We start from the raw sequence: 25,946 nt of genomic DNA, 5'->3' as shown, positions 1-25,946 counted from the left end.
CACCCCCCCACGGATGATCTTACCTCCGCGACCGCCCAACAGCCGCGACCGGGAGGCGGGGCGTATTCTCACCCACGTCGCCCGCACCGCCGTCGCCGCGGCCCTCACCGGATGCCCCACCCAGCCGCCCCGTCCCGACCCCTCGGCGATGGCGCCTTCGCTCCTCAATCCCCAGCCCGTCTTCGTGACCATTCGCACCCGCGATGGGAACCTTCGCGGTTGCATTGGCACCCTTCGCGCCCGGTGCCCGGATGTCGTCGAGGAAACCTGGCGCCTGGCCCGGGAGGCCGCCTTCTCGGACTCGCGCTTCAGCCCGGTCACCCTCGCCGAAATGCCCGATCTCCGGTTCGAAGTCAGCGTCCTTCAACCCCTCGAACCCGTGTCCGACCTCGCCATCCTCGATCCCCATCGCTTCGGCATCGTGGTGTCCACCGAGGACGGACGCCGCGGCGCCCTGCTGCCGGACGTCGAGGGCATCGACACGGTGGACCGCCAGCTCGCCATCGCCCGTCGCAAAGGGGGCATCGGCGCCATGGAACCCGCCCGTATCCAGCGGTTCACCGTCCAGAAATTCTCCGAATAGCCGCCGCCGCGTTCGGATCGCGTGCGCCTCCGGCCGCGGATTGGGAAAGGGTCGGAGTGGGCCCGGCGTTCCGCTGAACCCGTTCACCCGCTTCCTTCCCACGAAGAACGTCGAGGAGCTCGGGAGATCGACATGCAGCTCCTCCCTCTCAGCCCGCCACTCCGCCAAGCCTGCCGCCCGTCTCCCGCATCAGCATCGCCACCTTGCGTTCCCGGCCCCACCGGTATTCCCCCACCACCCCGGTTCCGCGGATCACCCGGTGGCACGGGATCAGATAGCCCAGCGGATTGCGTCCCACCGCACTCCCCACCGCCCGCGCCGCGCCCGCGCAGCCCACCCGCGCTGCCAGTTGCCCGTAGGTCACCAGCGCCCCCGCCGGGATCTCCAGCAGCGCCCGCCAGACCCGCACCTGAAACTCGGAGCCCCGGACGTACGCCCGCACGCCTGCCGTCCCCGCACGGCCATCCCCCTCCCGCCGGAAGATCCGCTCCACCCAGCCCGACGCCACCCCGTCGTCCTGGAGCACGTTCGCCGCCGGCCAGGTGGCCTCCAACCGCGCCCATTCCCCAGCCTCCTCCTCCCGTCCAGGGAAGGTCAGATGGCATACCCCTCGCGGTCCCTCTGCGATCAGGCACCGCCCGAACGGACTCTCCGCCATCCCCGCCACCACCGTCCAACCCGCCCCTCCCGATTTCCATTCCCCCGGTGACGCCGCCTCCAACCGCACGCACAAGTCGTGCGCCCGGCCCGGTCCCGACATCCCCGATTCCAGCGCGGCCCGCAGGACGTCCTCTCCCGCCCGCAACCTTCGCTTCACCTCGGCCACCGTCAGGCACTCCAGGAACTCCTTCGGCGTCACCCCCGCCCAGGCCACGAACAGCCGGTGGAACCGCGAGGGACTCAACCCCGCCTCCCGCGCCAGGGTGGCGAGGTCGGGCTGGGCAGCCCGGTTCGCCTCGAGGTACCGCACCACCCCGGCGATCCGTTCGTATGCACTCATGCCCTCAGGCTGCCTCCGGGCCCACCCCCCGCCCACCCGATTCTTGCCGCCCCTTCCGCGACTTATTCACACCCCTCTCGATAACCTCCCGTATCCCGGCATTGGCGAACCCGCCCAACCGTGGTTGCCTCCTTGTCCCGTGCTCGACTCCGTGGATCCCGCCCGCAACCCCGAACCTCCGCCCGACCTCCGCGCCCCCCGCCGCACCCGGCCGGGCTCCGAACCCCCACGGGTGGAACGTCTGCCGCCCTACGCCCCCGACGCCGAACGCGGCATCCTCGGCTGCATCTTCCTCGCCCCCAACGAGGCCCTCGGTGAATGCCTCCGCTCGTTCCGGCCCGGTGCCGAGGCCTTCTACGACCTCCGTCACCAGACCATCTACGCCCTCATGGTGAAGATGTACGACGACCGGGAACCCATCGACCTCATCACCGTCCAGCAGCGCCTCCGCGATGTCGGCCAGCTCGATGCCGTCGGCGGTCTCACCTACCTCAACCAGCTCGCCGACGCCGTCCCTTCCGCCGCCAACCTCGCCTACTACCTCGAAATCGTCCTCGAGAAGCATCTCCTGCGCCGCATGCTCCAGACCTGCACCGCGGTCATCAACCGGGTGTACGAATGCGAAGGCGATGTCCCCGCCCTCCTCGACGAGGTCGAACGCGACATCCTCCGCATCAACGAGGAACGCGAACGCCCCGAAACCCGCGCCATCAAGGACCTCGTCAACACCGCCATCAACACCATCGAGGAACTCCACGCCCGCCAGGGCATGCTCAGCGGCGTCGGAACCGGATTCTCCGACCTGGACAAGATGACGTCCGGCCTGCACCCCGGCGAAATGATCGTCATCGCCGCCCGCCCCAGCATGGGCAAGACCTCCCTCGCCATGAACATGGCCGAGCACGTGGCCATCGACCTCAAACTCCCCGTCGGCGTCTTCAGCCTGGAAATGACCGCCGAATCCCTCGTCCTCCGCATGATGTGCTCCCGTGCCGAGGTCAACCTCCGCGATGTCCGCGAAGGATTCCTCGCCGAACGCGACTTCCCCCGCCTCACCCAGGCCGCCGGGGAGATCGCCGGCGCCCCCCTCGTCATCGACGACACCTCGGGCCTCTCCATCCTCCAGCTCCGCGCCCGCGCCCGCCGCATGTGGCAGCAGCACCAGATCAAACTCCTCGTCGTCGATTACCTCCAGCTCCTCAATTCCGAAACCCGCCGCGGCAAGGACAACCGCCAGCAGGAAATCTCCGAGATCTCCTCCGGCATCAAGGCCCTCGCCAAGGAACTCGAGATTCCCATCATCGTCCTCGCCCAGCTCAACCGCGAAATCGAGAAGGACAAGGCCCGCAAACCCAAGCTCTCCGACCTCCGCGAATCCGGCGCCATCGAGCAGGACGCCGACCTCGTCGGCCTCCTCTACAAACCCAGCGGCAATGACGAGGAGGAAAGTGTCCCCCGGGACGAACCCGGCGGCGTTCCCATCTCCCTCCTCGTCGCCAAACAGCGCAATGGCCCCACCGGGGACGTTCCGCTCGTGTTCCTTAAAAGGTTTACTCGCTTCAAACCCGCTGCCAAGGTCGGCCCAGACGATGTTCCCTCGTAGCTGGCTGGGGCAATGCCGCGCGTTACTCTGCCTGCCGCTGTCCCTCGCAGCGGCGTGGCTGGGTCCCGCATCCTTGGGTCAGGCTGACCGACAGGCCGAACGCCCCCCCGAACCCACCATCCAATCCATCGAGGTCCGTCACATGGGGCCCCGCGCCGTCAGTGACGACCTCGTCCGTGCCAACATCCGCGTCAAGGCCGGCGACCCCTACTCCAAGCTCAACATCGACGACGACGTCCGGAACCTCTACGCCACCGGCTACTTCTTCAATATCCGCGTCACCCAGGCGATCACCCCCGAAGGCGACGGCGTCGCCCTGGTCTATTTCGTCCAGGCCCGCCCCACCCTCAGCGACATCCGCTACGACGGGAACGATCGCTTCAGCACCAGGAAGGTCTCCAAGAAGGTCCTCTCCAAGGTCGGCCAGCCCCTCGACGAGGCCCAGCTCTTCCGCGACGCCCAGGAAATCCAGAAGACCTACGAGAAGTCCGGCTACCTCAAGACCCGGGTCCGCCATGTCCTCAACATCGACGAAAACGCCGGACGCGGGACCGTCACCTTCGAGATCGAGGAGAGCCCCAAGCAGCGCATCCACCGCGTCCAGTTCCCCGGTCATGCCGAGTTCAAGGAACGAAAGCTCCGCAAGGTCGTGAAGACCCGTCGCCGCTGGGCCTTCTCCTGGCTCACCGGCAGCGGGCGCCTCAAGGAGGAGGTCATCGAGGAGGATCGCGAGCGGCTCAACGACTTCTACCGCAACGAGGGCTACATCGACTTCGAACTCCAGGACATCGATGTCCGTGAAATCGACCCCAAACGCCTCGAAGTCGATTTCGTCATCGAGGAGGGCCGCCCCTACCAGGTCGGCAGCCTCACCTTCGAGGGCAACCAGCTCTTCTCCACCAACGACATCCTCTCGGGCCTCCGCCGCCGCGAAGGCACCCGCTCCCTCACCGGCCTCAACCTCACCCCGGGCGAGACCTTCAAACCCCGCGAACACACGCGCGACATCGAGCTGATCGAGGATTTCTACGGCGCCCGCGGCTACATCGACGTCCAGTTCCCCTCCACCCTCGAGGCCGTCCGCATCCCCAACACCGCGGACAATACGATCGACCTCGCCTACCGCATCACCGAAGGCACCCAGTCCTACATCGAGAAGATCGAGATCAAGGGCAACACCAAGACCAAGGACCGCGTCATCCGCCGCGAACTGGCCGTCGCTCCCGGCGAGATCTTCAACACCGTCCGCGTCAAGATCAGCACCAACCGCCTCTACCAGCTCCAGTACTTCTCCAAGGTGGACGCCCGGCCCGAGGACACCGAGGTCCCCACCCGCCGCAATCTCGTCATCGGGGTCGAGGAACAGAACACCGGCAACTTCAGCATCGGCGCCGGCTTCAGTTCGGTCGATAACCTCGTCGGCTTCGTCGAGATGAGCCAGGGCAACTTCGACATCGGCAATCCCCCCTATTTCACCGGCGGCGGCCAGAAACTCCGCCTCCGCGCCCAGGTCGGCACCCGGCGCCAGGATTACCTCATCACCTTCATCGAACCCTGGTTCCTCAACCAGCGGCTCGCCCTCGAAGTCGATCTGTACCACCGCGACTTCCAGTTCCTCAGCTCCCTCTACGACGAAACCCGCACCGGCGCCCGCATCGGCCTCACCAAGAGCCTCGGCGACCTCTTCCGGTATGGCGAGTTCTTCCGCGCCGGCATCGCCTACACCATCGAAAGCGTCAAGCTGGACTTCAACGACGCCGATCTCCTCGCCCCCGTGTTCCGCGAGGAGGGCCCCGGCCACGGCTCCAGCATCGTCACCGGGCGACCCCGCGTCTCCCCCGAACTCGCCCAGGAGGAGGGCCGCCGCCTCGTCTCCAAGGTCACCGGCTCACTCGTCTTCGACACCCGCAACAGCGCCATCCTCGCCAATCGCGGCCAGCGCATCGAACTCATCGGCGAAGTCGCCGGCGGGGTCTTCGGCGGCGACACCGATTTCTATCGCCTCGAGATGCGCGGCGCCCAGTACTTCCCCGGCTTCGACGAGGGCCACATCATCGAGATCCTCGGCCGTATCGGCGTCTCCGAAGCCTACGGCGACAGTCCCCGCGTTCCCCTCTTCGACCGGTTCTTCCTCGGCGGCCTCTACACCCTCCGCGGCTTCCGCTACCGCGATGTCGGGCCCGTGGACGAAAACAACGAACCCATCGGCGGCAGCACCTACTGGTTCGGTTCCGTCGAATATTCCATCCCCGTCATTGAACGCGTCCGCTTCGCCGCGTTCTACGACATCGGCATGGTCTATTACGACCCGTACAGCTTCGACCTTCGCACCCCCTCGAAGCACGCTTACAACGACAGTTGGGGCATCGGCATCCGCCTCAACCTTCCCATCGGGCCCCTCCGCCTCGATTACGCCTTCCCCCTCACCGCCGAAGACTACAACGACCGCGGCAGCGGCCGGTTCCAGTTTGGCGTTGGCTACCACCGCGAATTCTGACCGCAATATCCCCCGTGAAGATGCACCGCCTGAAGTCCCTCCTCCTCGCCGCCGCCGTTCTGGCCGCCGTCCCCGCCGTCGTCCATGCCCAGGCCTTCCGCCTTGGCATCGTCGATCTCCGAAAGGTTTTCGAGGGCTACTACAAGACCAAGGAGGCCGACGTGCGCATCAAGGAGGACGCCGCGGGCCTGGAAAAGAACGTCCGCGACATGCTCGAGGACTACCGGAAGGCCAACGAGGACTACAAACAGCGCTCGGAAGCCGCCAATGATGCCGCCATCTCCGTCGAGGAGCGTCAGCGCCGCCGCAAGGCCGCCGAGGACAAGCTCATCGAGATCAAGCAGCTCGAACAGCAGGTCGAAACCTACCGGCGCCAGTCCCAGGAATCGCTCATCGAGAAGCGCACCCGCATGCGCGATCAGATCCTCAAGGAGATCCGCGAAACCATCGTCGCCCGCTCCAAGGCCGCCGGCTACACCCTCGTCCTCGACACCGCCGCCATCAGCCGCAACGAAACGCCCATCGTCCTCTACACCAGCGGCGAGAACGACATGACCGACGAGATTCTCCGTCAGCTCAACGCCAACGCCCCCGCCGGCGCCCTCCGTTAGTCCGTCCCCCGTTTCCCGCCCGTCACTCCGGTCCCGCGGTCCCATCCCGCGTCCCCGTCCCTGGTCCTGTTCCTGTCCCTGGTCCGGCACCCCACTTCGCCAGCCACGCGAGCACCCGCGCCCCGTGCTGGTCGAAGGCGTACGGAAGGGTCTCGTGGGTGACCTGTCCCACGATCAGAAACTCGCTGCCCGGCGCCAGCCACGGACGTAGTCGTGCGCTTTCCTCCGGCGGTGTCACCGCATCCCCGGCCCCCGCCACCAGATAGGCGCGCACCGCGCTTTTCCGCACCGCCGGGAGCGTGTCCAGGACCTCCGGCTCGATCCCCAGCACCCCGGGCAACTTCGCGGTCGCCCGCCGCATCCAGCCGCGCGGCACCCATTGGGCGTACTCCGCCCGCACCCGCTCGGCGGACGGCGCAAACTCGGCCATGGGCCCGAACGCGACCGTCGCCCGCACCTCCGGATCGATCGCCTGCCAGCGCAGTCCGATCGAGGCCCCCATCGAGTGCCCGACCACCACGTAAGGCCCGGTCACCCGCCCCTCCGCCTCGAGGTGCCGCCTCAGCCCCCGCAGGTCCTCCGCCTCGAGGGTGCCCAGGTACACCCGTCGCCCTCCGGATCGGCCGTGCCCCCGCAGATCAACCAGCACCGTCCTCCACCCCGCCTCCGCCAGGGCCAGGGCCCAGGGAAACATCGAGGCCGAATCCACCCCGTACCCGTGCACCACAAAGGCCGTCCCGATGGCCTCCCGGGCGGCTGGCAATCCCCCTCCCGGCAACCGCAAGCGTATCGTGAAGTCATCCGCCGGAGGATCCCCCGGCTTCCTCGCCTCCGGAACCACCTCCAACCCGTAGTCCGCGGGCTCCACCATCCGCCAGTGCAATGCCACCGCCGGCTCACCCACCACCGCCGTCCCCGAGGGAAACCGCCCCATCGTCCCCGCCGGCCAGCGCAGGCCCACCCGCCCCTCCGGCTTCACCCACTCCGGCACCCGGTTCGGCGCCTTCACCATCTGTCGGGCGAGAATTCCTGACGGACTGCACCCCGCCCCGGCCCACGCCGCCAGCCCCAGTCCCACCCATCCCCGCCATCCCTGTCCTCCGGCCGGCGCCTTCATCCTTCATCTCGCAGGATCTCCAGCGGCGGATGCGTGGTGACACCCCGGCTCGCCAGCAATCCGGTCAGCACCGTCAATCCCACCACAATGCCCACCGTCGCCAGGGTCGCCCACGGGGAGGGCGAGAACGGCACGCGGAACACCCACCACGCCAGGGCTGCCGACCCCGCCAGCGCCAGCACCACCCCCGTCAGCGAAGCCAGCAATCCCAACGCCGCGTACTCCACCCACAACACCCGCTGGATCTGCCGGCGCGACGCCCCCAGCACCCGCAGCAGGATGCTCTCCCGCGCCCGCTGGTAACGCCCGCTCAACACCGTCGCCACCAGCACCAGAAGACCCGTCACCACCGTGAACAACGCCATGAACCGGATGGCAAAGGCGATCTTGTCGAGCACCTGGTCGAGCGTCCGCAGCACCAGGGTGATGTCGATCGCCGACACGTTCGGATACCGTTCCACCACCGTCCGCTGCAGTCGTGCCGATGCCTCGGCGGTCTCGACGCGCGTCACCAGCACATGGAACGCCGGGGCCTCGTCCAGCGGCCCGTGCGGGAACACCACGAAGAAATTCGGCTGCACCCGCCGCCAGTCCACCTCCCGCAGGCTCGCCACCCGCGTGCGCATCGGCACCCCCTGGATGTCCCACTCCAGCTCGTCACCCAGGCCCACCCCCAGTTCCTTGGCAATGCCGGCTTCCACCGACACCGGCACCGGTTCCGCCAGCGGATCCGCCGTCGCCACCCACTCCCCCGCCACCACCCGCTCGCTTTCCCGCAACCGGTCGGCACGCGTGCTCCGAAACTCCCGCCGCAAGGCCCATCGCGGGGCTGAAGTCCCGGGGTCGGCCAGGATCTCGTCCACGGGCCTCCCCGCAATCGTCCGCAACCGCATGGTCACGATCGGCGCCTCGTCGATCACCGGCAATCCCAGTTCCCGCACCAGCCCCGAAACCCCCTCGACCTGGTCGGACTGCACATCGAACAGGATCGCATTGGCCCGCCCGTCCTCCGTGCCCGACACCAGCTCCCGCAGCAGATTGGCCTGGGCCAGGTGCAGCGTCAGCAGCAGGAACGTCCCCAGCCCAAGCGACATCACCAGCAGGGGCGTCCGGTTGTTGGGACGATGGATGCTCGCCAGCCCTTGACGCACCACGAACGGCCATCGTGCCAGGCGCCAGCGTCGCGCCCAGGCCACCACCCCCCGGGCCGCCAGGGCCAGCGTTCCGAACGCCACCGCCAGCCCTCCCGCAAATCCCAACCCCTCCTGCCAGCGCGGCGTGTGGGCCAGTGAAAACAGCACCACCGCCAACCCCAGCAGGCCCAGCACCCCCCACTGCAAGCCATCCCGGCCCCGTCGCGTCTCGAATGCCACCCGCAGGACCGCCAGCGGTGACACCCGGCGCACCGCCGCCAGCGGCAGGAGCGCGAACAACAGGCACACCACGAAGCCCATCGCCGTCGCCTCGCCCACCGCCACCCACGACGTCCGGACGTTCACCTCGAAGGGGACCCAGTCGGCCACCGCCCACGGCAGCGCATGCTGGATCGCCGTGCCCAGCCCCGCCCCCAGGCCGGCCCCCAGCAGGCCCACCCCGAGCCCCTGGAGCAGATACACCGCAAACGCCGTCCACACCGGGCATCCCAGGCACCGCAGGATCGCCACCGTCGGCAGCTTCTGGCGCACATGCGTCTGGATCGCGCTGGCCATGCCCACCCCGCCCAGCAGCAACGCCACAAATCCCACCAGACTCAGAAATCCCTCCAGGTTCCGCATCGAGCGCCCAAGGTCCTCCTTGCGCTCCTCCACTGTCGCCACGCTCAACCGCAGCGCGTCGATCCGGTCCCGCGCCCCTTCAACCCAGGCCGGCACATCGAAATTCTCCGGAAGCCGGAAATGCACCCGGTACCGCGCCAGGCTCCCGGTCTGCAGCAACCCCGTCGCCTCGAGATCCTCCATCCGCAGGTACACCCGCGGCGCAATCGTCGCGAAGACCACCGTCTCCCCCGGCACCCGCTGCAACGCCCCCGCCACCCGCGTCCGCCATTCCCCGATCCGCACCTCGTCCCCCACCCCGACCCCGAATTGGAGCAGGAGCGACTCCTCGACCAGCACTCCGCCGCCCGCTTCGCGAAACCGGGATGCCGCCGCCTCCGGCTCGGTTTCCAGACGGCCATAAAACGGGAACTCCCCCTGGACAGCCCGCACCTGCGCCAGCCGGGTCCCGGCTCCCGGGAAGACCACCATGGTCGTGAACGTGACCTCCCGGGACTGTTCGCCCCCCACGGTTGCGAAGAACGCCTCGTGATCCTCGCCGAACCGAATCCGGGATCCCAGGGCCAGGTCCGCCCCCAGCAGCGCCTTCGCCTGTTCCTCCACCGACCGTTCCAGCGAACGCCCGAACGACCCCACCGCCACCAGGCCCGCGATCCCCACCACCATGCACAGCGTGAAGAGCAGCAACCGGCGCCGGCTCGCCCGGCTGTCCCGCCACGCCATCCGCAGCACGAACGCCCATCCCACCCCCCCGCCCCGGCCTGTCGCCTGGCTCAAACCGCCACCCCTTTCGTCATGTCACCCCTCCCGTCCCCCGCCGCCGCCACGCGTGCCGTGTCCTCCACCACCTCCCCGCCGCGCAGGCGCAGGATGCGCCGTGTCCGGCCCGCCAGTTCCAGATCGTGGGTCACCAGCACCAGGGCCGTCCCGGCCGCCGTGTTCAGGTCGAACAGCCGCTCGACGATCCGGTGTCCGGTGTCGGTGTCCAGATTGCCGGTCGGTTCGTCGGCAAACAGCACCTTCGGCCGCGTGACAAACGCCCGGGCGATCGCCACCCGCTGCTGTTCCCCGCCCGACAATTGCGCGGGATAATGCTGCAACCGCTCGCCCAGGCCGACCTCCTCCAGCCACCGCCGGGCCGCCTTCTCCCCGCCCCGCTCCCCCCGCAGTTCCATCGGAACCATCACGTTCTCCAACGCCGTCAGTGTGGGAATGAGCTGGAAGCTCTGAAACACGAAGCCGGTATTCAGATTGCGCGCCCGCGCCCGGCCGTCCTCGTCCAACGATCCCAGGTCCATCCCGGCCAGCCGAACCCGCCCCCGCGTCGGCGCATCCAGCCCCGCGCACAATCCGAGCAGCGTGGTCTTCCCCGACCCCGAAGGCCCCACGATCGCCATCGTCTCGCCCGCCCCCAGCCGGAAACTCACCTCCCGCAACACATCCAGCGACCGTTCGCCACTCCGATAGGTCTTGGTCAACCCCTCCGCCTCGAGAATCCATTCCCCGTCCCGGTCCTTCATGGGCCGCCAAGATGAAGAACTCCAATCCACGGTCAAACCCCCATCCACCCGCAGGCGATGATCACGTGCATCCCGGAGTCGTGGATGAGGAGGCAGCACATCGGAGGGACGAGCTCCGCGAGTCCTCAACCCAACGTCCCACACCGTTGTGGCCTCATGGAACTCGGCCCTCCGGAGCGACGCTTCGCGAAGTCCGCACCTTACCCACAACTTCGGGATGCACCGGCGATGATCACGCGACCTGGCGCTTGGATTTTTCGAGGAGGCGGATGTCGCCGATGGTCATGGCGGGATCCACGGCCTTGCACATGTCGTACACGGTCAGCGCCGCCACCGCCACGGCGGTCAGGGCTTCCATTTCCACCCCGGTCCGGCCGGTGGTCCGGGTGGTGGCCGTAATGGCAATACGGTCGCGGGAGGGCGGGATTTCGAAGGCGAGATCGCAGTGGGTGAGGGAGAGCGGATGACAGAGCGGGATCAGTTCGCTGGTGCGTTTGGCGGCCTGGATGCCGGCGATGCGGGCCGTGGCGAGCACGTTTCCCTTGGCCACGTCATGGGACTCGATTCGTGCCAGGGTCTCGGGGCACAACCGGATGGCGCCGGTCGCGACGGCTTCGCGGCGCACGGGCGGCTTTTCGGAGATGTCCACCATGCGGACCTGGCCCTCGGCGTCGAGATGGGAGAATTCGCTCATGGGATCGGAAGGGGGGGGTCAGCCGGCTCCGGCGTCCTTCAGGGCGCGCCGCTGGAGGAAGAACTCGCGCAGCAGGGCCCGGCACTCGTCGGCGCGGACCTCCGCGGTGACGACGCAGCGATGGTTGAAGGACGGAAACCGGAGGAGATCGATGACCCCGCCGGCGCATCCGCCCTTGGGATCGGGAGCGCCGAAAACCACGCGGCCGAGCCGTGCGTGGACCATGGCCCCGGCGCACATCGGGCAGGGTTCCTTGGTCACGTAGAGCGTGCAGTCGTTGAGGCGCCAGTCGCCCACCGCGGCTTCGGCCTGGGTGATGGCCAGCATCTCCGCGTGGGCGGTCGCATCCTTGAGCAGTTCCACCTGGTTGAACGCGCGGCCCACGATGCGCCCGTCGCGAACGATCACCGCCCCGACCGGCACTTCACCGGCCTCGAAGGCCTTCATGGCCTGACGCAACGCCTCCCCCATCAGGTAATGGTCGCTCTCCAGATCGATGATGGGCTCGGACGGCACCCCGCCAGCAGAAACGACCGGGGAAACCGAAGCAACGGGGTCACATCTCTGAATTTGACAATTGGCCGCAGGGCGGGGCGGCGCTCGATGAAATGTCAAATTCAGAGATCTGACCCCGCTTCCCGTTCAGGGAGACCGGGAGTCCTCGAGGCGCCAGTGGTGACGGCCGTCGGCGTTGCAGCGGCAGTGGGCGGCGAAGAAGCCGCCGCGGTGGGCAAGGAACCATGGCCAGAGGGCCTCGCGGTCGGTGACGGGCAGGGGAAGTTCGGCGAGGGCGGAGAAGGGGTGGAGGGCGAAACGGCCTTCCGCGAAGTCGGGGGGCTGGCGTTGGAGTCGGGGACGGATTTCGAACAGGAACATCAGCCAGTGGGCGGTGCCCTCGTAGCCGGCCTCGCTGACGATGCCGGTGAGGTGGAGGTCGGAAGGCTGGAGGTGAAGGCCCAGTTCCTCACGCGCTTCGCGGCAGGCACCGGCGAAGGGGGATTCGCCACGATCGATCTCGACCTTGCCCCCGGGCGGGCTCCAAAGGCCGCGGTTCGGTTCCCGGGTCCGTTCGAGAAGGAGGACCCGGTCTTCGGAATCGAATGCGTACAGGAGGGTGGAGACGCGGTAGGGGAGGCCCATGTCAGGCCGCGAAGGTCGCCGAGGTGCCGGTGCCGGTGCGGCGGATGCCCGGGACATTGGCCGCGAGGTGCTGGGCGAGGAGGAAGACGGTTTCCGGATCGTCGGACTCCGCGGCGGAAGCGAGGGCCCCGGCATCAAAGGCCTGGCCGGGATGGCGGCGCAGGTGGGCGAGGATGCGGGCCTGAAGTTTGAGGACGGTGTCGGCGGCCTTCTTGCCCGCCTGCACGCCGGGTTGGTGGTAGGCGTTGATCTGGACCAGTTGCGCGTAGAGGCCGACGGCGCGCTCGAAAAGGGCGATGAGCACGCCGACGGCGAACGGCGTCAGCTCGGGGACGGAAAGGGTGATGGACTGTCGTTCGCGCTCGTGGAGGGCCGAGCGGGTGCCGAGGAGGAAACCGTTCAGATAATCCCCCGAGGTGACGCCGGGTTCGACTTCGACCGAATCGCCGGTGCGGGCGCGCAGGACACGGATGAAGACGGCGAAGAAATCGTTGGGCCCGTCGCGCAACTGCTGGATGTAGGCGTGCTGATCGGTGGAGCCCTTGTTGCCGTACACGGCAATCCCCTGGTGGACGATGCGTCCGGAGAGGTCGAGTTCCTTGCCGAGGGATTCCATGACCAGTTGCTGGAGGTAGCGCGAGAAGAGTTCGAGGCGGTCCTTGTAGGGAAGCACCACCATGTCCCGCGTGCCGCGTCCCTCGCCGGCGTGGTACCAGCCGAGCGCGAGGAGTGCGGCGGGATTGGCGAGGGGATCGGTGGCGCGGGTGGTTTCGTCGCAGGCTTTGGCGCCGGCGAGGAGCCCGGCGGTGTCGATCCCCTGCAAGGCGGCCGGGAGGAGGCCGACGGCGGACGTGACGCTGGTTCGTCCGCCCACCCAGTCCCACATGGGGAAGGTGGCCAGCCATCGTTCTGCGCGGGCCCTGCGGTAGAGGGCGCTGGCCTCCTCGTCGAACAGGGTGATGGCCACGGCGTGGCGGGCGAAGGCAAGTCCGGCCCGGCGGTAGGCAGCCTCGGTCTCGACCATGCCGTTCCGCGTCTCGGGGGTGGTGCCGGACTTGGAAATCACCACCACCAGGGTGCGGCCAAGGCTGGGAAAGAGCCGGCCCAGAAGACGGTCGATGCCATCGGGGTCGGTGTTGTCCATGAAGTGGACGGCCAGTTTGTCGCGCATCGGGTGGCCCAGGGCGCCCGCAACGAATTGCGGGCCGAGCGCGGAGCCGCCGATGCCGATCACGAGTGCCTGCTGGAACGAGCCGCGCTCGCCGACGAGGCGTTCCTCGTGGATCGATTCGGCGAAGGTGGCGACGTCCTCGATGGCGGCGGCGATGGCTTCGCGCAGTTCGGGCGAGGGCGCGAGGGCAGGGTGGCGCAGCCAGTAATGGCCGACCATGCGACCCTCGTCGGGATTGGCTTCTTCGCCGGCCTCCAGCCACCGCATCGCCTCGATGGCCTTGGTCATCGGCCGGGCCATTTGCGGCAGGAAGCCGTCGTCGAAATCCAACCGGCTGAGGTCCACGCTCAACCCGCAGGCGGGGAACTCGTGGTAACGCGCCTGGAACCGGGTCCAGCGTTGCGAAGGCGTCGGCTTCATCGTGCGAGTCGCACGCTATCAGGACGGGGCCGCGCGGTCACGCCGAGTTGCGCCGGGCCGGTTGAGCCCGGTGCATCCCGGAGTTGTGGGTGAGGAGGCAGCGAATCGGAGGGACGAGCTCCGCGAGTCCTCAACCCAACGCTCCACACCGTTGCGGCCTCGTGGAACTCGGCCCTCCGAAGCGATGCTTGGCGAAGTTCCCTCCCCTCCCCACAACTCCGGGATGCAGGGGGTTGGGCCGTGGGCGATCCCGCCAGGAAAACGGGCACCGTCGGTGCGTCTCCCCCTACGCTCCTTGGGGCGCCCATCGCCACACCTGGTAAGTCGCCCCGATTCGGCAAGTCACCCGATCGCATCCACGCGGAGATCGCGCAAGACTCGAAGCCCCGGGATCGGAGCGCCCCGAATGATCCGCGCGCCGCTCTTGCGTCGCTTCCCGAACTTGTCCCGGTGCCGCTCCCACATCTGGTTCACGAACTCCTTCGAGCCCAGGATCACCCCGTCCGTCATGTGCCGGATCCGCAACCGCAGGATCTGACCCAGCGGCAACTCCCCGCCCCGCGCCAGCTCCGCCCGGATCGCCTCCGGGTCCAGCACCCGCTTGTCGCTGCGCCCCGACGTCCCGCCAATCACATAAAGCGCCAGGCGATATTCTGCTGACGCCGCGCTCCAGTCGGTTGCGCCCAGAAAGCCCATGATTCCGCGGCGGATGACCTTGTCGCCGGTGAGGGCGGCGGCGTAGCCGCAGAAGCGGTAGTCCTTGGGATCGTTGACCAGGCCGGCGCGGACGGGGTTGAGGTCGATGTAGGCGGCGATGGCGCGGAGGGTGCTGGGACAGTCTTCCACCAGAACACTCCGGAAGCGTTCGCCCCAGAGGTAGCCGGAGCGGTCGTGACGGCGGTTGTACCAGCGGGAGAAGCGTTGTTTGAACTCCTGAAGGAAGATGGAGAGGTCGGCGATGCGGGAGAGGACAGCCTGGCGGATGTCGTCGGGGATGGGTTGGCCTTTGTTGAGGGCGGCGCGGGCGAGGGAGGGAAGGGTGGCCTTTGGGCCGTAGAAGTCCTCGAGTTTGGCGAGGAGAACCGGGTCAGGGATGGAGTCGGGGAGGGGTTTGGGCGGGACACGGATGAGGAGGTGGAAGTGGTTGGACATCATGCAGAAGGTGATGATGTCGATGTCGCAGAATCGGGCGAGGTGGTGGAGGATATTGAGGAGCTTGTGCTTGGCGGAGTCGTCGAGGAGAGGGAGGCGGCCGGCGACGCGGGACATGCAGTGATACACGGCAGGAAGGGAGGGATCGGCTTTGATGCGAGGAGTTCTCATGGTGTAATCAAAAAGTGACTGGCTATTAGACTTTCGTCAATAGTCAACAGAAAGAACCTGCCGCTTTCTGCTGAGAAGCGTGGCCTCGGAGGGCCGAGTTCCCTGAGGCCGCAACGGTGGGGTGCTTCGGGTTATGGATTCGCGGAGTTCGTCCCTCCGATTCGCTGACTCCTCACCCCGCAACTCCAAGATGCGCGGGGTTGCCAGGAGATGCCCGGGTTGCAGGAGCCCCGAGGGGTCGGCAGGATGGGCGGGTCCCCCTGATCCGGGAATTGCCGGCCACCGTCATGAAACACCGACTCTGCCTCCTTTCGATGCTTGCTGCCCTTGCCGCGCCCAGTGCCTCCGCTGCGGAACCGTTCCGTCAGGTGATCACCAGCGTTGCCCGGGGGATCCGGACGGAGCATTGGACGATGACCCATCGCGACCTGGGGGCGCCGACGCCCTGGAGCGTCCGGAAGCTTACCTTGAGGGGGGGGCGTCAGGACGGGGTGGAGGTCATCGTGGTGGACAACGGGGCCCTGACGTTCACGGTCGTCCCAACGCGGGGGATGGGGATTCTGGAAGCCACGGCCGGAGACGTGCGGTTGGGCTGGGAATCCCCGGTTCGTGAGGTGGTGCATCCCCAGTATATCAATCTGGAGCAACGCGGGGGGTTGGGCTGGCTGGAGGGGTTCAATGAATGGATGGTCCGCTGCGGGGTGGAGTGGGCGGGACATCCGGGGCGGGACGAGTTCGTCGACAACACCGGCGCCCGGGCGGAGATGCAGCTCACGCTGCATGGGCGGATTGCCAACATCCCGGCCAGTGAGGTGGAGGTGCTGGTCGATACCGCTCCGCCCTACCGGATCCGGGTCCGGGGGCGGGTGGATGAGCGGATGTTTCACGGTCCCAAGCTCGAGTTGTGGACCGAGATTGCCACGGATCCGGGGATTCCGTCGCTGCGGGTCGAGGACACGCTGACCAACCGTGGGGCGCACGACCAGGAGTACCAGATGATTTACCACTGCAATTTCGGGGCGCCCCTGCTGGAGAAGGGGGCGCGGTTTTCAGGGGCGGTGCGCCGGGTGACGCCCTTCAACGCGCACGCGGCGAAGGCGGTGGAGGGCTATGCGGAGTACGCGGGGCCGACGCGGGGGTTTGTGGAGGAGGTGTATTGCCTCGATCCGGCGGCGGATGCGACGGGACGATCGCTGGTGATGTTGCAGAACGCCCGGGGTGACCGTGGCGTGGCGATGGCATTTTCGGTCGAGGCGCTGCCGCATTTCACCCTGTGGAAGAACACTGCGGCGGTGGAGGAAGGGTATGTGACCGGGATCGAGCCGGGGACGAGTTACCCATACAACCGGCGGATTGAACGACTTTCCGGCAGGGTGCCGCGATTGAAGGCAGGGCAGAGCCGCACCCTCGGATTCGACCTGACCGTGCTGCTGTCGCGGGACGACGTGGCCCGGGCCAGCGGGGAGGTGCGACGGATTCAGGGGGGGCGCGAACCGGTTATCGAACGGGAGCCGTTCCGGCTGCCGTAAAGGGGGCCGCACGGGGCCTGGCAACGGCGGTTGTCGGGCGGACGTCTTCGCAGGCCACGTCGGGTTCGGATACGACGTTTATACGTCATTTCCCCGATTCCCGGCGAGCGTTGGGGTTTCCTAGGCTTGGGAATTCCATGAGCATCCGTGTAACCGTCATCGAGGGCGACATTTCCACACGGGCGTCCCTGGTTGGGATGATACGACGTTCCGCGGAGCTTCGACTGGCCGGGGCCTACGGGACGGGTGAGGAGGCGCTGGCGCGGTGGCCGGCGGACCGGCCGGATGTGGTGGTCCTCGATCTCAACCTGTGCGGCATGAGCGGCGTCGAGTTCATCCGTGTGGTCAGGCTGCGGCACCGTGCCATCCGGGTGCTGGCTTTTGCGGAGTTCCATGACGACCAGCGGGTACGGGAGGCGATTGGCGCTGGGCTGGATGGGTACGCGTTGAAGGGGGCAGGGTACGGACCTCTGGCGGCGGGCATTTTCGCGGTGCATCGGGGGGAGGGGTTCTTTCCGCCGATGGTGGCTTGCAGGCTGGCCGAACTCTTGAGGGCGCCGGGGATGTCGGACATCGGGGTGCCTCTGCCATCGATGAACCCGTTACCGACGGTGCGGGCGATCGAGGTATCCGTGCTGGTCGAACACAGGTTCAACAACGGAGGCCATGCCACGTCCGTCGATGCCGAATCCGGGGCCCTCTGAAATCGCGACGGAAACCTGAGGTCCGCCGCTTCGGATCCCCGGGATGTGACGAGGGACGGTGAGCTGGCTGATCCGGAGGATGTGGAGGCGCGGAGCGCGGCGCCTATCCGATCTTCATGGCTTCGGTGCTGTCACCAAAGGCGTCCACGGGGGTGCCCATGCGATCGAGCATGGAGACGTAGAGATTGCAGAGCGGGGTTCCCTTGGGGAAGGCGAGGTGACGTCCGCTGTCGATGCGTCCCCCGGCCCGGCCGGCGAGGAGGATGGGCAGATTGGAGGGGTCGTGCCGGTTGCCGTCGGACATGCTGGAACCGAACAGCACCATGCTGTTGTCGAGCAGGGTGCTTTCGCCTTCGCGAATGGAGCCCAGCTTGTCCAGCAGGTAGGCGAGCTGCTCGTTGTGCCAGCGGTTGATCTTCGAATACGGCTCGTACTTGTCGGCCTTGGACTGGTGATGACTGAACTCGTGATGGGAGCCGCCGGTGCCGGGGATGAGCTGGCCGAAGTTCTTGCCCGAGACATCGTTGGCGAACATGAAGGTGCTGATGCGGGTGGCATCGGTCCAGAAGGCCAGGGCGATGAGGTCGAGCATCAGGCGGACGTGTTCCTGATGGTCGCCCGGGGCGCCCTTGGGCGGCGCGATATCCTCGCCGGGTTCGGTCTCGGGCCGCCAGGCGCGCGGGTCTGGGCGGGCGAAGAAGTCGAGGCGCCGTTCGACATCGCGCACGGCATCGAGATACTCGTCGAGCTTGTGCTGATCGTCGCGGCCGAGGCGGCCTCGGAGGGTGCTGGCGTCTTCGAGCACCAGATCGAGAAGGGCCTTGCGGTCTTCCTGGCGTTGGGCATCGGCGGCGCCCTGCCGGGCGCGGAGGACGCCGAAGAGGCGTTCGTAGGCGAGGCGGGGATTGATCTCGCGGGCGACCGGCATGCTGGGGGAACGCCAGGAGATGTAGCTGCCGTAAAGGCGGGTGTAGCCCACCACGGAATCGATGCCGGAGATCACGGGGTCCACGGCGAGTTCCATGGACGGCAGGGGGGTGAGGCGGCCCAGGCGCTGGGCGCAGAGCTGGTCAATCGAGGCGCCGCCGACATGGATGTCCTTGCCGGCGGTTTTGCGGACGTGGAGGCCGGTGAGGTAATTGGCCGTCTTGGCGTAGTGTCCGTCGCCGCCGTGGCTGTGTTTCTTGTCGAGGCCGGAGAAGACAAGGAGTTGATCCCGGTGCGCCGCCAGCGGTTCGAGGGCGGCGGTCATGGCGTAGTCGCGGCCGGCGGCCTCGGGGAACCAGTCCTTTTCCCAGACGCCGTTGGGGAAGTAGATGCAGGCCATGCGGACGGGGGCGCGCACCGCGGGGGCGACGCTGCCGGAGGCGGCGGCGGTGGGCGAGGGGTTGGGGAGGAGGCGCCCCATGGCATTGAGGAGGGGAAGCCCCAAGGCGACGCCTGCGCCGCGCAGGAAGGTCCGACGGGGAATCAGGGAGGAACGAAGGATGTTCATGTCAGGGGGTCTCCTTGGGATAGAATCGATTTCGGAAGGGGTAACTGAAGGCGATGGCTTCCACCAGGGTTGCGGCGCGGTATTCGTTGGCGGCGAGGGCGTCCATGGCGCGGTCCACGACGCATTGATCGAACCGGTTGAGGTCGCGTCCGTAGGCGAACCCGGTGAGTTTGCGGGCGAGGTGGCGGAGGATGGCGTCCTTGCGGGCCATCAGGACTTCGCGGAGACCGGCCGGACCGTCGTATTCCTCGCCACTGGGGAGGGTGCCCCGGGCGTCCACCGGCAGGCCGCGGTCGGTTTCGCGCCAGCGGCCGAGGACGTCGAAGTTTTCGAGGCCGAAGCCCAGGGGATCCATCTTGTCGTGGCAGGCGGCGCACTCGGCCTTCACGCGGTGGACTTCGAGTTGCTGGCGGATGCTGACCGCCTCCGTCGTCCCGGCCTCGTCTGGTTCGTCCAGGGCGGGGACATCCGGGGGCGGGGGCGGCACGCGGTCGCCGAGGAGGGATTCGAGGACCCAGCGGCCCCGCAGCACCGGGCTGGTACGGAGCGGGTAGGAAGTGAGGGCATGAATGGCGGCCATGCCGAGGATGCCGCCGCGTTCGCGACCCTCGAGGGCGACCGGACGCATTTCCTCGCCGGCCACGCCGGAGAGGCCATAGAGGCGGGCGAGACGTTCATCCGCGAGGGTGTAATCGCTGTCGATCAATTCGAGGAGGGAGCGGTTTTCCCGGAACAGGTGATGAACGAAGGCCACCACTTCGCCGCGCATGCTCGCGGCGAGGGCGTCGGTGAATTCGGGGTACCGGGTTGGATCGGGGCGGATCTCGTGACCGAGGCGGTCCACATCCAGCCACTGGAGGGCGAAGCGTTCGCCGAGCGCGCGGGACCTGGGATCGGCCAGCATCCGGTGGATTTCTGCGCGGTAGGCATTGGTTTCCAGGAGGGCCCCCGATTCCGCGAGGGAAAGGAGGCGCTCATCGGGCATGGAGGACCAGAGGAAGTAGGAAAGCTTGCTGGCGAGGGGGACGGCGTCGAGGGGATGGACGCCGCCGCCCGGGGGTTCGGGTTCGGCGAGGAAGAGGAAGTGGGGGGAGATCAGGACGCCTTGCAGGGCGAGCCGGACGGCGGGGAGATAGCCTTCGCCGCGTGACCAGACGCGGTCGAAAAGGGTGAGGAGCCGATCGACTTCCCCGGGGTTCACGGGGCGGCGGAAGGCGCGCCGGGCGAAGGAGGACACGATCTCGCGGGCCGCGGCGCGGGCGGGCAGGAGTTCGAGACCGGGATGCGGTGCCAGCAGGGCCTGCCGGGCTTCGTCGATCTGGCTGGCGACCCCTGGGCTTGCGACCACCGGGCTGGCGCCGGGGGCGGGGCTGTCGGGGAGGAGGGTGGCGAGGGCGACTTCCGCGGCCTGCAGGTAGCGTTCGATGTGGATGGGGGAAAGGAAGAGGGCATTGCCCGTGGTATCGAAGCCCTCGCCCCCGCCGCCGTCGGCGGGGAGCAGGTGGCCGACCGGGACCTCGATCCCGAGCAGATCGCGCAGGGTGTTGAGGTATTCGTCGCGGTTGAGCCGGCGGCTCATGACGTAGCCCCGGTAGAAGTTGGCGGTTCGGTCAGAGGCGATCTGATCGCAATCGAACTCCTCGGGACGGGGGAGGCGGCGCAGCCAGCCCATCAGCTTCTGATGCTCGTGGAAGGGCAGTTCGCCGGACCGCTTGGGCGGCATTTCGAAGGCCTGGACCCGTTCGAACACATGCTGCCAGACCTCGGGCAGGGCGATCACCGAGGGGTAATCCTCGAACACCGCGAGGTTGAGGTCCGCGGTGGCCTTGTCCGGCCCGTGGCAGTCGAAGCAGCGCCGTTCGAGAATGGGCCGGATTTCCCTGGTGTAGGTCTCCGCCTGATCCGCGACCACGACGACCGGGATCGCCAGGGACAGCAGGGTCCCGAGGACGGCTCCGAGCGTCATGGTCTGGCGCGGCTGGATCACCCGGGGAGGTTAAACCGCGTCGGCGCCCGTTTGTCCACCCTTGTTGGCGATCGATTTCGGGGTGGAGGAGGCCGCGGTGGAAATGGGTGCGTGGGCATGGGGCGGTGGGTATTCTCCCGCCATGCTGCAACGGGATCTGCTGGGAACGAGCACGATCAATCTGCGGACGCTTCTGGCCAACGGAAAACGCTACGAAGTGCCATGCTATCAGAGGGATTACTCCTGGACCGAGGATCAGTGGGAGGACCTGTGGGCCGACTTGTGCGAGGTCGAGACGACCGGTCGCCAGCACTACATGGGGGCCTTGGTGCTGAAGGAAGAGCGAACCGACGATTTCAGGGTGATCGACGGCCAGCAACGGCTGGCCACGCTGAGCGTGCTGGTCGTCGCAGCTCTACATTGTCTGAGGGAACTCATTCTGGCGGGGGTCGATGCGGACGCCAATGAACAGCGGCTGGGACTCTTGAGAACGGCGTTCCTTGGAGCGGCGCATCCGGTGACGCTGCAGACCACGGCGAAGCTGACTTTGAATCATGCCAATCGTCGGTTTTTCGAAGGCACCTTGCTCGAGCTGCAGACTCCTCCCAGCGTCGCGGCGCTTCCGCCCACGGAGAAGCCGCTCTGGAACGCCATGGTTTACTTTCGGGACCGGTTGCGCGTCTGGTTGCTGGAGGGTCGGGACGGAGCCCGGCTGGCCAATTTCATTTACGAGGTGATCGGGCCGCGGCTGCTGTTCATTCAGGTTCTGGTCCAGGACGATGTCGGGGCCTACACGGTATTCGAAACACTCAATTCCCGGGGTCTGGAACTGACGGCCGGTGACCTGGTGAAGAACTACCTGTTTTCGATCGTTCATGCGGCGGGGGATGGCGGAGTGACGCAGGCCCGGCATGGATGGGAGGCGATCACGGAGCGCATCCCTGCACGGGAGATCGCCGAGTTCCTGAGGCATCATGTGAACAGCACCCGTTCGATGGTGCGCCAGCAGCGCGTGTACCAGGCCATTCGGGCGGAGGTGACGCGGGCGCCCGATGTGTTCGAGCTTCTGCGCGAGTTGCAGCGGTCCGCACTTCTGAGCGCGGCGCTGGAGGATTCGACTCACCCGCTGTGGGAGGAGATACCTGGGGGCAGGAAGCCCGTGCATGACCTGGGACTCTACGGGGTGCTCCAGTACCGGCCCCTGGCGTTTGCGGTCTGGCGAAGGCTTCCCGGCGAGGTGCTGGGCAAGGTGCTTCGATACTGCGGCATCATCTCGTTTCGGTACAACGCCATCAGTCAGCGCAGCACCAACCGTCTTGAGCAGGTCTATAACACGGTGGCTCTGGCCGTTCACGAAGGCCGGCTCACGAGTGCCGAGCAGATCCGGGACGGCCTCCAGGGGATCTACGTGACGGACGATGAGTTCAGGGAGGCATTCGCCAAACGTTCCATCCCGACCGGCCGCAGGGCGCGACTGGTTCGCCACATCCTGCTGGCCTTGGAGCGGCACGCACATGGCTGGGAGGACGATGCGGAAGGGGGTTCCTCGACGGTCGAGCATGTGCTTCCGGATCAACCGGCCCCAGAGTGGCAGGAGGATTTCCCGGAAGACCTGCACGAACGGTATGTCAACCGTCTGGGCAACTACCTCTTGCTGGAGTCGCGCCTCAACTCCCGGGAGTGCGCGAATCGCCCGTTCGCGGACAAGCTCCGCATCTATCGCCAGAGCCGGTATCCTTCGACCCGGGATCTTGCGGAGGGCGAATGGACCCCGGAGGCAATCGAGCGTCGCCAGGCGGCGATGGCCCGGATGGCGACGGCGGTCTGGCGGCTGTGACGGCCGGGGCGAGGCGGGGACTCGCGGAGCTCGTCCCTCCGAAATGCGAAGCCTGGCTGCGGAATCGGAGGGCCGAGTTCCACGAGGCCGCAAGGGAGTGGTGCGATCGGACGAGGACTCGCGGAGCTCGTCCCTCCGGAATGGGAAGCCTTGGCTGCGAAATCGGAGGGCGGCGGCGTGCAGTCAGTACCGGTAGTGTTCGGGCTTGTAGGGGCCGTCCACGGAAACGCCCAGGTAGTCGGCCTGATCCTTGCTGAGGCGGGTGAGTTTGACGCCGATCTTGTCGAGGTGAAGGCGGGCGACCTCCTCGTCGAGTTTCTTGGGGAGGCGATAGACGGTCCGCTCGTACTTGTCCTTGTTCTCCCAGAGATCGATCTGGGCGAGGGTCTGGTTGGTGAACGAGTTGGACATCACGAAGCTGGGATGCCCGGTGGCGCAGCCGAGATTGACCAGGCGGCCGTCGGCGAGGAGGTAGAGGCTGCGTCCGTTGGGCAGCCAGTAGCGATCGTACTGGGGCTTGATGGTCTCGACCCGGACCCCCTTGCGGTGCTTGAGGGCGTCCACTTGGATCTCGTTGTCGAAGTGTCCGATGTTGCAGACGATCGCCTGGTCCTTCATGCGGAGCATGTGGTCCACGGTGATGATGTCGCGGTTGCCGGTGGTGGTGACGTAGATGTCGCCGGTGCCGAGGGTGGATTCGACGGTATTGACCTCGAAGCCTTCCATGGCGGCCTGGAGGGCGTTGATGGGATCGATTTCGGTGACGATGACGCGGGCGCCGTAGGCGCGGAGGGAATGGGCGCTGCCCTTGCCGACATCGCCGTAGCCGCAGACGACGGCGACCTTGCCGGCAATCATGACGTCGGTGGCGCGCTTGAGTCCGTCGGCGAGGGATTCACGGCAGCCGTAGAGGTTGTCGAACTTCGACTTGGTCACCGAGTCGTTGACGTTGATGGCGGGGACCAGGAGCTGTCCGCGTTCGGCGAGCTGGTAGAGGCGATGGACGCCGGTGGTGGTTTCCTCGGAGACGCCGCGCCAGTCCTTGGCGATGCGGGTCCAGACGCCGGGCTTCTCCTCGGCCACGCGTCGGAGGAGGGCCTTGACGACGGAGACCTCGTGATTGTCCGCGGGTTCGTAGGCCCAGCGGCTGCCCTGTTCGAGTTCGTAGCCTTTGTGGATGAGGAGGGTGACGTCGCCGCCGTCGTCCACCACCAGTTGCGGGCCCTTGTCGCCGGGGAACAGGACCGCCTTGAGGGTCAGTTCCCAGTACTCCTCGAGGGTCTCGCCCTTCCAGGCGAAGACCGGCACGCCGTCGTCGGCCACCGCGGCGGCGGCGTGGTCCTGGGTGGAGAAGATGTTGCAGGAGGCCCAGCGGACCGAGGCGCCCAGTGCGGTGAGCGTCTGGATGAGCACCGCGGTCTGGATGGTCATGTGGAGGGAGCCGGTGACGCGGACGCCCTTGAGGGGTTTCTGGCGGGCGTACTTTTTCCGGACCGCCATGAGGCCGGGCATTTCATGTTCGGCGACGGCGATCTCCTTGCGGCCCCATTCGGCGAGGGCGATGTCCTTGACGATGTAGTCGGAGCCGGACGGGGTGAGGGCCGTATAGCGCCGGAGGTTTTCGGTGGCGGCGGCGACCTCGGCGAGGGCGGCGGCGGCGGCGGGTTTCAGTTTGGATTTGGGCTTGGCCATGGGAGTGGGGATCGGAGAAGCAGGCAGAGTGTGGATGGAGAAGCGCCCGAAGGATCAGCGGACGGCCTTCTGGAGGGCCTTGACCTTGTCGGTGCGTTCCCAGGTCAGATCGGGGTCATCCTTGCCGAAGTGACCGTAGTTGGTGGTCTTGCTGTAGATGGGCCGGAGGAGGTTGAGGTGTTTGACGATGTCGGCCGGTTTGAAGCTGAAGACCTCCTGGACGGCCTCGGTGATGACCTCATCGGTGAGGCCATCCCTGGCGGTGCCGAAGGTGTTGACGTACACGCTGACGGGATCGGGATAGCCGATGGCGTAGGCGAACTGGACTTCGCAGCGGGCGGCGAGGCCGGCGGCGACGATGTTCTTGGCGACATAGCGGCCCATGTAGGCGGCGCTGCGATCGACCTTGGAGGGGTCCTTGCCGGAGAAGGCGCCGCCGCCGTGGCGGCCCCAGCCGCCGTAGGTGTCCACGATGATCTTGCGCCCGGTCAGGCCGCTGTCGCCCTGGGGACCGCCGATGACGAAGCGCCCGGTGGGATTGATGAGGAAGCTGGTGTTGCGGGTGAGCAGGTCTTTGGGGAGGACCTTGCGAATGACCTCCTCGATGCAGAACTCCTCGATCTCGCCGTGCTCGACGCTGGCGGCGTGCTGGGTGGAGATGACGACGTTGGAGATGGCGACCGGACGGTCGTCCTCGTACACGACGGAGACCTGGGTTTTGGCGTCGGGGCGGAGCCAGGGGGCGAGGCGGCCGGCCTTGCGGATGGCGGTCAGTTTCCGGCCGAGGCGATGGGCGAACATGATGGGGGAAGGCATCAGTTCGTCGGTCTCGTCGCAGGCGTAGCCAAACATGAGGCCCTGGTCGCCGGCGCCCTGCTCGGCCTTCTTCTTGCCCTTGGCCGCCTTGGCATCGACGCCCTGGGAGATGTCCGGGCTCTGGCGGGTCAGGTAGTTGTTGAGGAAGACGTGGTCGGCGTGGAAGACGTCGTCGTCGTGGGTGTAGCCGATGCTGCGGATGGCGTCGCGGACGACGGCGTTGTAATCGAACTTGGCGCGGGTGGTGATTTCACCGCCGACGACGACGATATTGCTTTTGACGAAGGTTTCGCAGGCGACGCGGCTGGAGCGATCCTGGGCGAGGCAAGCGTCGAGGACGGCATCGGAGATGGTATCGCAGACTTTGTCGGGATGACCTTCACCGACGGATTCGGAGGAAAAGATGAAGCGCTTGCTCATGCGGAAATGGGTTGGCGTTGACCGCGGGGCTTG

The 25,946-nt window shown here is 67.2% G+C and carries 20 protein-coding genes; 7 read left to right on the top strand and 13 right to left on the bottom strand.

What is annotated here, in order from left to right; all coding sequences use genetic code 11:
- Positions 1 to 13: 13 nt before the first annotated feature.
- On the top strand, positions 14 to 583 hold the full coding sequence (amrA, locus tag KF833_18925) for an AmmeMemoRadiSam system protein A (protein MBX3747389.1): 570 nt from the start codon (positions 14 to 16) through the stop codon (positions 581 to 583).
- 148 nt (positions 584 to 731) lie between these two features.
- On the opposite strand, the gene KF833_18920 is transcribed toward amrA, so the two are convergent.
- Positions 732 to 1,583 carry a methylated-DNA--[protein]-cysteine S-methyltransferase gene (locus KF833_18920; protein MBX3747388.1) on the bottom strand — a complete coding sequence of 284 codons (852 nt, stop codon included), beginning with the start codon at positions 1,581 to 1,583 and terminating at the stop codon, positions 732 to 734.
- Between KF833_18920 and dnaB the strand changes: the two genes are divergently transcribed.
- From dnaB to KF833_18905, 3 genes are read left to right on the top strand one after another with little or no spacing between them, the layout of a single operon-like run.
- Positions 1,582 to 3,186 carry a replicative DNA helicase gene (dnaB, locus tag KF833_18915; protein MBX3747387.1) on the top strand — a complete coding sequence of 535 codons (1,605 nt, stop codon included), beginning with the start codon at positions 1,582 to 1,584 and terminating at the stop codon, positions 3,184 to 3,186. The genes KF833_18920 and dnaB overlap by 2 nt on opposite strands.
- Complete coding sequence (gene bamA / locus KF833_18910) at positions 3,173 to 5,683, top strand: outer membrane protein assembly factor BamA (GenBank protein ID MBX3747386.1); 2,511 nt, start codon at positions 3,173 to 3,175, stop codon at positions 5,681 to 5,683. The genes dnaB and bamA overlap by 14 nt, the downstream gene beginning before the upstream one ends.
- A 14-nt stretch (positions 5,684 to 5,697) precedes the next feature.
- Positions 5,698 to 6,294, top strand: a complete 597-nt coding sequence (locus KF833_18905) for an OmpH family outer membrane protein (protein ID MBX3747385.1) — start codon at positions 5,698 to 5,700, stop codon at positions 6,292 to 6,294.
- 22 nt (positions 6,295 to 6,316) lie between these two features.
- On the opposite strand, the gene KF833_18900 is transcribed toward KF833_18905, so the two are convergent.
- From KF833_18900 to KF833_18865, 8 genes are all read right to left on the bottom strand, one after another.
- A complete protein-coding gene (locus KF833_18900; GenBank protein ID MBX3747384.1) occupies positions 6,317 to 7,411 on the bottom strand; it encodes an alpha/beta hydrolase in 1,095 nt (364 codons plus the stop codon).
- On the bottom strand, positions 7,408 to 9,909 hold the full coding sequence (locus KF833_18895) for an FtsX-like permease family protein (GenBank protein ID MBX3747383.1): 2,502 nt from the start codon (positions 9,907 to 9,909) through the stop codon (positions 7,408 to 7,410). The genes KF833_18900 and KF833_18895 overlap by 4 nt, the downstream gene beginning before the upstream one ends.
- A gap of 50 nt (positions 9,910 to 9,959) precedes the next feature.
- The gene (locus tag KF833_18890) at positions 9,960 to 10,706 is read right to left on the bottom strand and encodes an ABC transporter ATP-binding protein (GenBank protein ID MBX3747382.1); all 747 of its coding nucleotides are present in this window, start codon (positions 10,704 to 10,706) and stop codon (positions 9,960 to 9,962) included.
- Between the two features lie 232 nt (positions 10,707 to 10,938).
- Complete coding sequence (moaC, locus tag KF833_18885; protein ID MBX3747381.1) at positions 10,939 to 11,400, bottom strand: cyclic pyranopterin monophosphate synthase MoaC; 462 nt, start codon at positions 11,398 to 11,400, stop codon at positions 10,939 to 10,941.
- Positions 11,401 to 11,418: 18 nt separating this feature from the next.
- Positions 11,419 to 11,916, bottom strand: a complete 498-nt coding sequence (gene tadA / locus KF833_18880; GenBank protein MBX3747380.1) for a tRNA adenosine(34) deaminase TadA — start codon at positions 11,914 to 11,916, stop codon at positions 11,419 to 11,421.
- A 126-nt stretch (positions 11,917 to 12,042) separates the two neighbouring features.
- The gene (locus KF833_18875) at positions 12,043 to 12,540 is read right to left on the bottom strand and encodes an NUDIX domain-containing protein (GenBank protein ID MBX3747379.1); all 498 of its coding nucleotides are present in this window, start codon (positions 12,538 to 12,540) and stop codon (positions 12,043 to 12,045) included.
- A gap of 1 nt (position 12,541) precedes the next feature.
- Positions 12,542 to 14,131, bottom strand: a complete 1,590-nt coding sequence (locus KF833_18870) for a glucose-6-phosphate isomerase (protein MBX3747378.1) — start codon at positions 14,129 to 14,131, stop codon at positions 12,542 to 12,544.
- 342 nt (positions 14,132 to 14,473) lie between these two features.
- The gene (locus tag KF833_18865; protein ID MBX3747377.1) at positions 14,474 to 15,454 is read right to left on the bottom strand and encodes a transposase; all 981 of its coding nucleotides are present in this window, start codon (positions 15,452 to 15,454) and stop codon (positions 14,474 to 14,476) included.
- 287 nt (positions 15,455 to 15,741) lie between these two features.
- On the opposite strand from KF833_18865, the gene KF833_18860 reads away from it, so the two are divergent.
- A complete protein-coding gene (locus KF833_18860) occupies positions 15,742 to 16,983 on the top strand; it encodes an aldose 1-epimerase family protein (GenBank protein MBX3747376.1) in 1,242 nt (413 codons plus the stop codon).
- 137 nt (positions 16,984 to 17,120) lie between these two features.
- A complete protein-coding gene (locus KF833_18855; GenBank protein ID MBX3747375.1) occupies positions 17,121 to 17,687 on the top strand; it encodes a response regulator transcription factor in 567 nt (188 codons plus the stop codon).
- Positions 17,688 to 17,790: 103 nt separating this feature from the next.
- Here KF833_18855 and KF833_18850 read toward each other — a convergent pair whose 3' ends face one another.
- Together KF833_18850 and KF833_18845 are read right to left on the bottom strand one after the other, a co-directional pair.
- The gene (locus tag KF833_18850; protein ID MBX3747374.1) at positions 17,791 to 19,182 is read right to left on the bottom strand and encodes a DUF1552 domain-containing protein; all 1,392 of its coding nucleotides are present in this window, start codon (positions 19,180 to 19,182) and stop codon (positions 17,791 to 17,793) included.
- Between the two features lies 1 nt (position 19,183).
- The gene (locus KF833_18845) at positions 19,184 to 21,148 is read right to left on the bottom strand and encodes a DUF1592 domain-containing protein (GenBank protein ID MBX3747373.1); all 1,965 of its coding nucleotides are present in this window, start codon (positions 21,146 to 21,148) and stop codon (positions 19,184 to 19,186) included.
- A 61-nt stretch (positions 21,149 to 21,209) separates the two neighbouring features.
- Here KF833_18845 and KF833_18840 point away from each other — a divergent pair, with 61 nt between their 5' ends.
- Positions 21,210 to 22,985 carry a DUF262 domain-containing protein gene (locus KF833_18840; GenBank protein ID MBX3747372.1) on the top strand — a complete coding sequence of 592 codons (1,776 nt, stop codon included), beginning with the start codon at positions 21,210 to 21,212 and terminating at the stop codon, positions 22,983 to 22,985.
- A gap of 183 nt (positions 22,986 to 23,168) precedes the next feature.
- Here KF833_18840 and ahcY read toward each other — a convergent pair whose 3' ends face one another.
- Entirely contained in the window at positions 23,169 to 24,677 is a 1,509-nt protein-coding gene (ahcY, locus tag KF833_18835) for an adenosylhomocysteinase (protein ID MBX3747371.1), read from the bottom strand.
- Between the two features lie 54 nt (positions 24,678 to 24,731).
- Positions 24,732 to 25,913 carry a methionine adenosyltransferase gene (gene metK / locus KF833_18830; GenBank protein ID MBX3747370.1) on the bottom strand — a complete coding sequence of 394 codons (1,182 nt, stop codon included), beginning with the start codon at positions 25,911 to 25,913 and terminating at the stop codon, positions 24,732 to 24,734.
- Positions 25,914 to 25,946 lie beyond the last annotated feature (33 nt).

It is taken from the genome of Verrucomicrobiia bacterium (assembly GCA_019634625.1).
Lineage (GTDB): Bacteria > Verrucomicrobiota > Verrucomicrobiia > Limisphaerales > CAIMTB01 > CAIMTB01.
Note: the sequence above shows the minus strand (reverse complement) of the source record. Positions and strands in the feature narration are given on the sequence as shown.

What these genes read in the sequence shown, in the direction of transcription:
- amrA (MBX3747389.1), top strand. Translation starts at nt 14, where the DNA reads ATGATCTTACCTCCGCGACCGCCCAACAGCCGCGACCGGGAGGCGGGG.
- dnaB (MBX3747387.1), top strand. Translation starts at nt 1,582, where the DNA reads ATGCCCTCAGGCTGCCTCCGGGCCCACCCCCCGCCCACCCGATTCTTG.
- KF833_18920 (MBX3747388.1), bottom strand. Translation starts at nt 1,583, where the DNA reads ATGAGTGCATACGAACGGATCGCCGGGGTGGTGCGGTACCTCGAGGCG.
- bamA (MBX3747386.1), top strand. Translation starts at nt 3,173, where the DNA reads ATGTTCCCTCGTAGCTGGCTGGGGCAATGCCGCGCGTTACTCTGCCTG.
- KF833_18900 (MBX3747384.1), bottom strand. Translation starts at nt 7,411, where the DNA reads ATGAAGGCGCCGGCCGGAGGACAGGGATGGCGGGGATGGGTGGGACTG.
- KF833_18895 (MBX3747383.1), bottom strand. Translation starts at nt 9,909, where the DNA reads ATGGCGTGGCGGGACAGCCGGGCGAGCCGGCGCCGGTTGCTGCTCTTC.
- KF833_18890 (MBX3747382.1), bottom strand. Translation starts at nt 10,706, where the DNA reads ATGAAGGACCGGGACGGGGAATGGATTCTCGAGGCGGAGGGGTTGACC.
- moaC (MBX3747381.1), bottom strand. Translation starts at nt 11,400, where the DNA reads ATGAGCGAATTCTCCCATCTCGACGCCGAGGGCCAGGTCCGCATGGTG.
- KF833_18875 (MBX3747379.1), bottom strand. Translation starts at nt 12,540, where the DNA reads ATGGGCCTCCCCTACCGCGTCTCCACCCTCCTGTACGCATTCGATTCC.
- KF833_18870 (MBX3747378.1), bottom strand. Translation starts at nt 14,131, where the DNA reads ATGAAGCCGACGCCTTCGCAACGCTGGACCCGGTTCCAGGCGCGTTAC.
- KF833_18865 (MBX3747377.1), bottom strand. Translation starts at nt 15,454, where the DNA reads ATGAGAACTCCTCGCATCAAAGCCGATCCCTCCCTTCCTGCCGTGTAT.
- KF833_18860 (MBX3747376.1), top strand. Translation starts at nt 15,742, where the DNA reads ATGAAACACCGACTCTGCCTCCTTTCGATGCTTGCTGCCCTTGCCGCG.
- KF833_18855 (MBX3747375.1), top strand. Translation starts at nt 17,121, where the DNA reads ATGAGCATCCGTGTAACCGTCATCGAGGGCGACATTTCCACACGGGCG.
- KF833_18850 (MBX3747374.1), bottom strand. Translation starts at nt 19,182, where the DNA reads ATGAACATCCTTCGTTCCTCCCTGATTCCCCGTCGGACCTTCCTGCGC.
- KF833_18845 (MBX3747373.1), bottom strand. Translation starts at nt 21,148, where the DNA reads ATGACGCTCGGAGCCGTCCTCGGGACCCTGCTGTCCCTGGCGATCCCG.
- ahcY (MBX3747371.1), bottom strand. Translation starts at nt 24,677, where the DNA reads ATGGCCAAGCCCAAATCCAAACTGAAACCCGCCGCCGCCGCCGCCCTC.
- metK (MBX3747370.1), bottom strand. Translation starts at nt 25,913, where the DNA reads ATGAGCAAGCGCTTCATCTTTTCCTCCGAATCCGTCGGTGAAGGTCAT.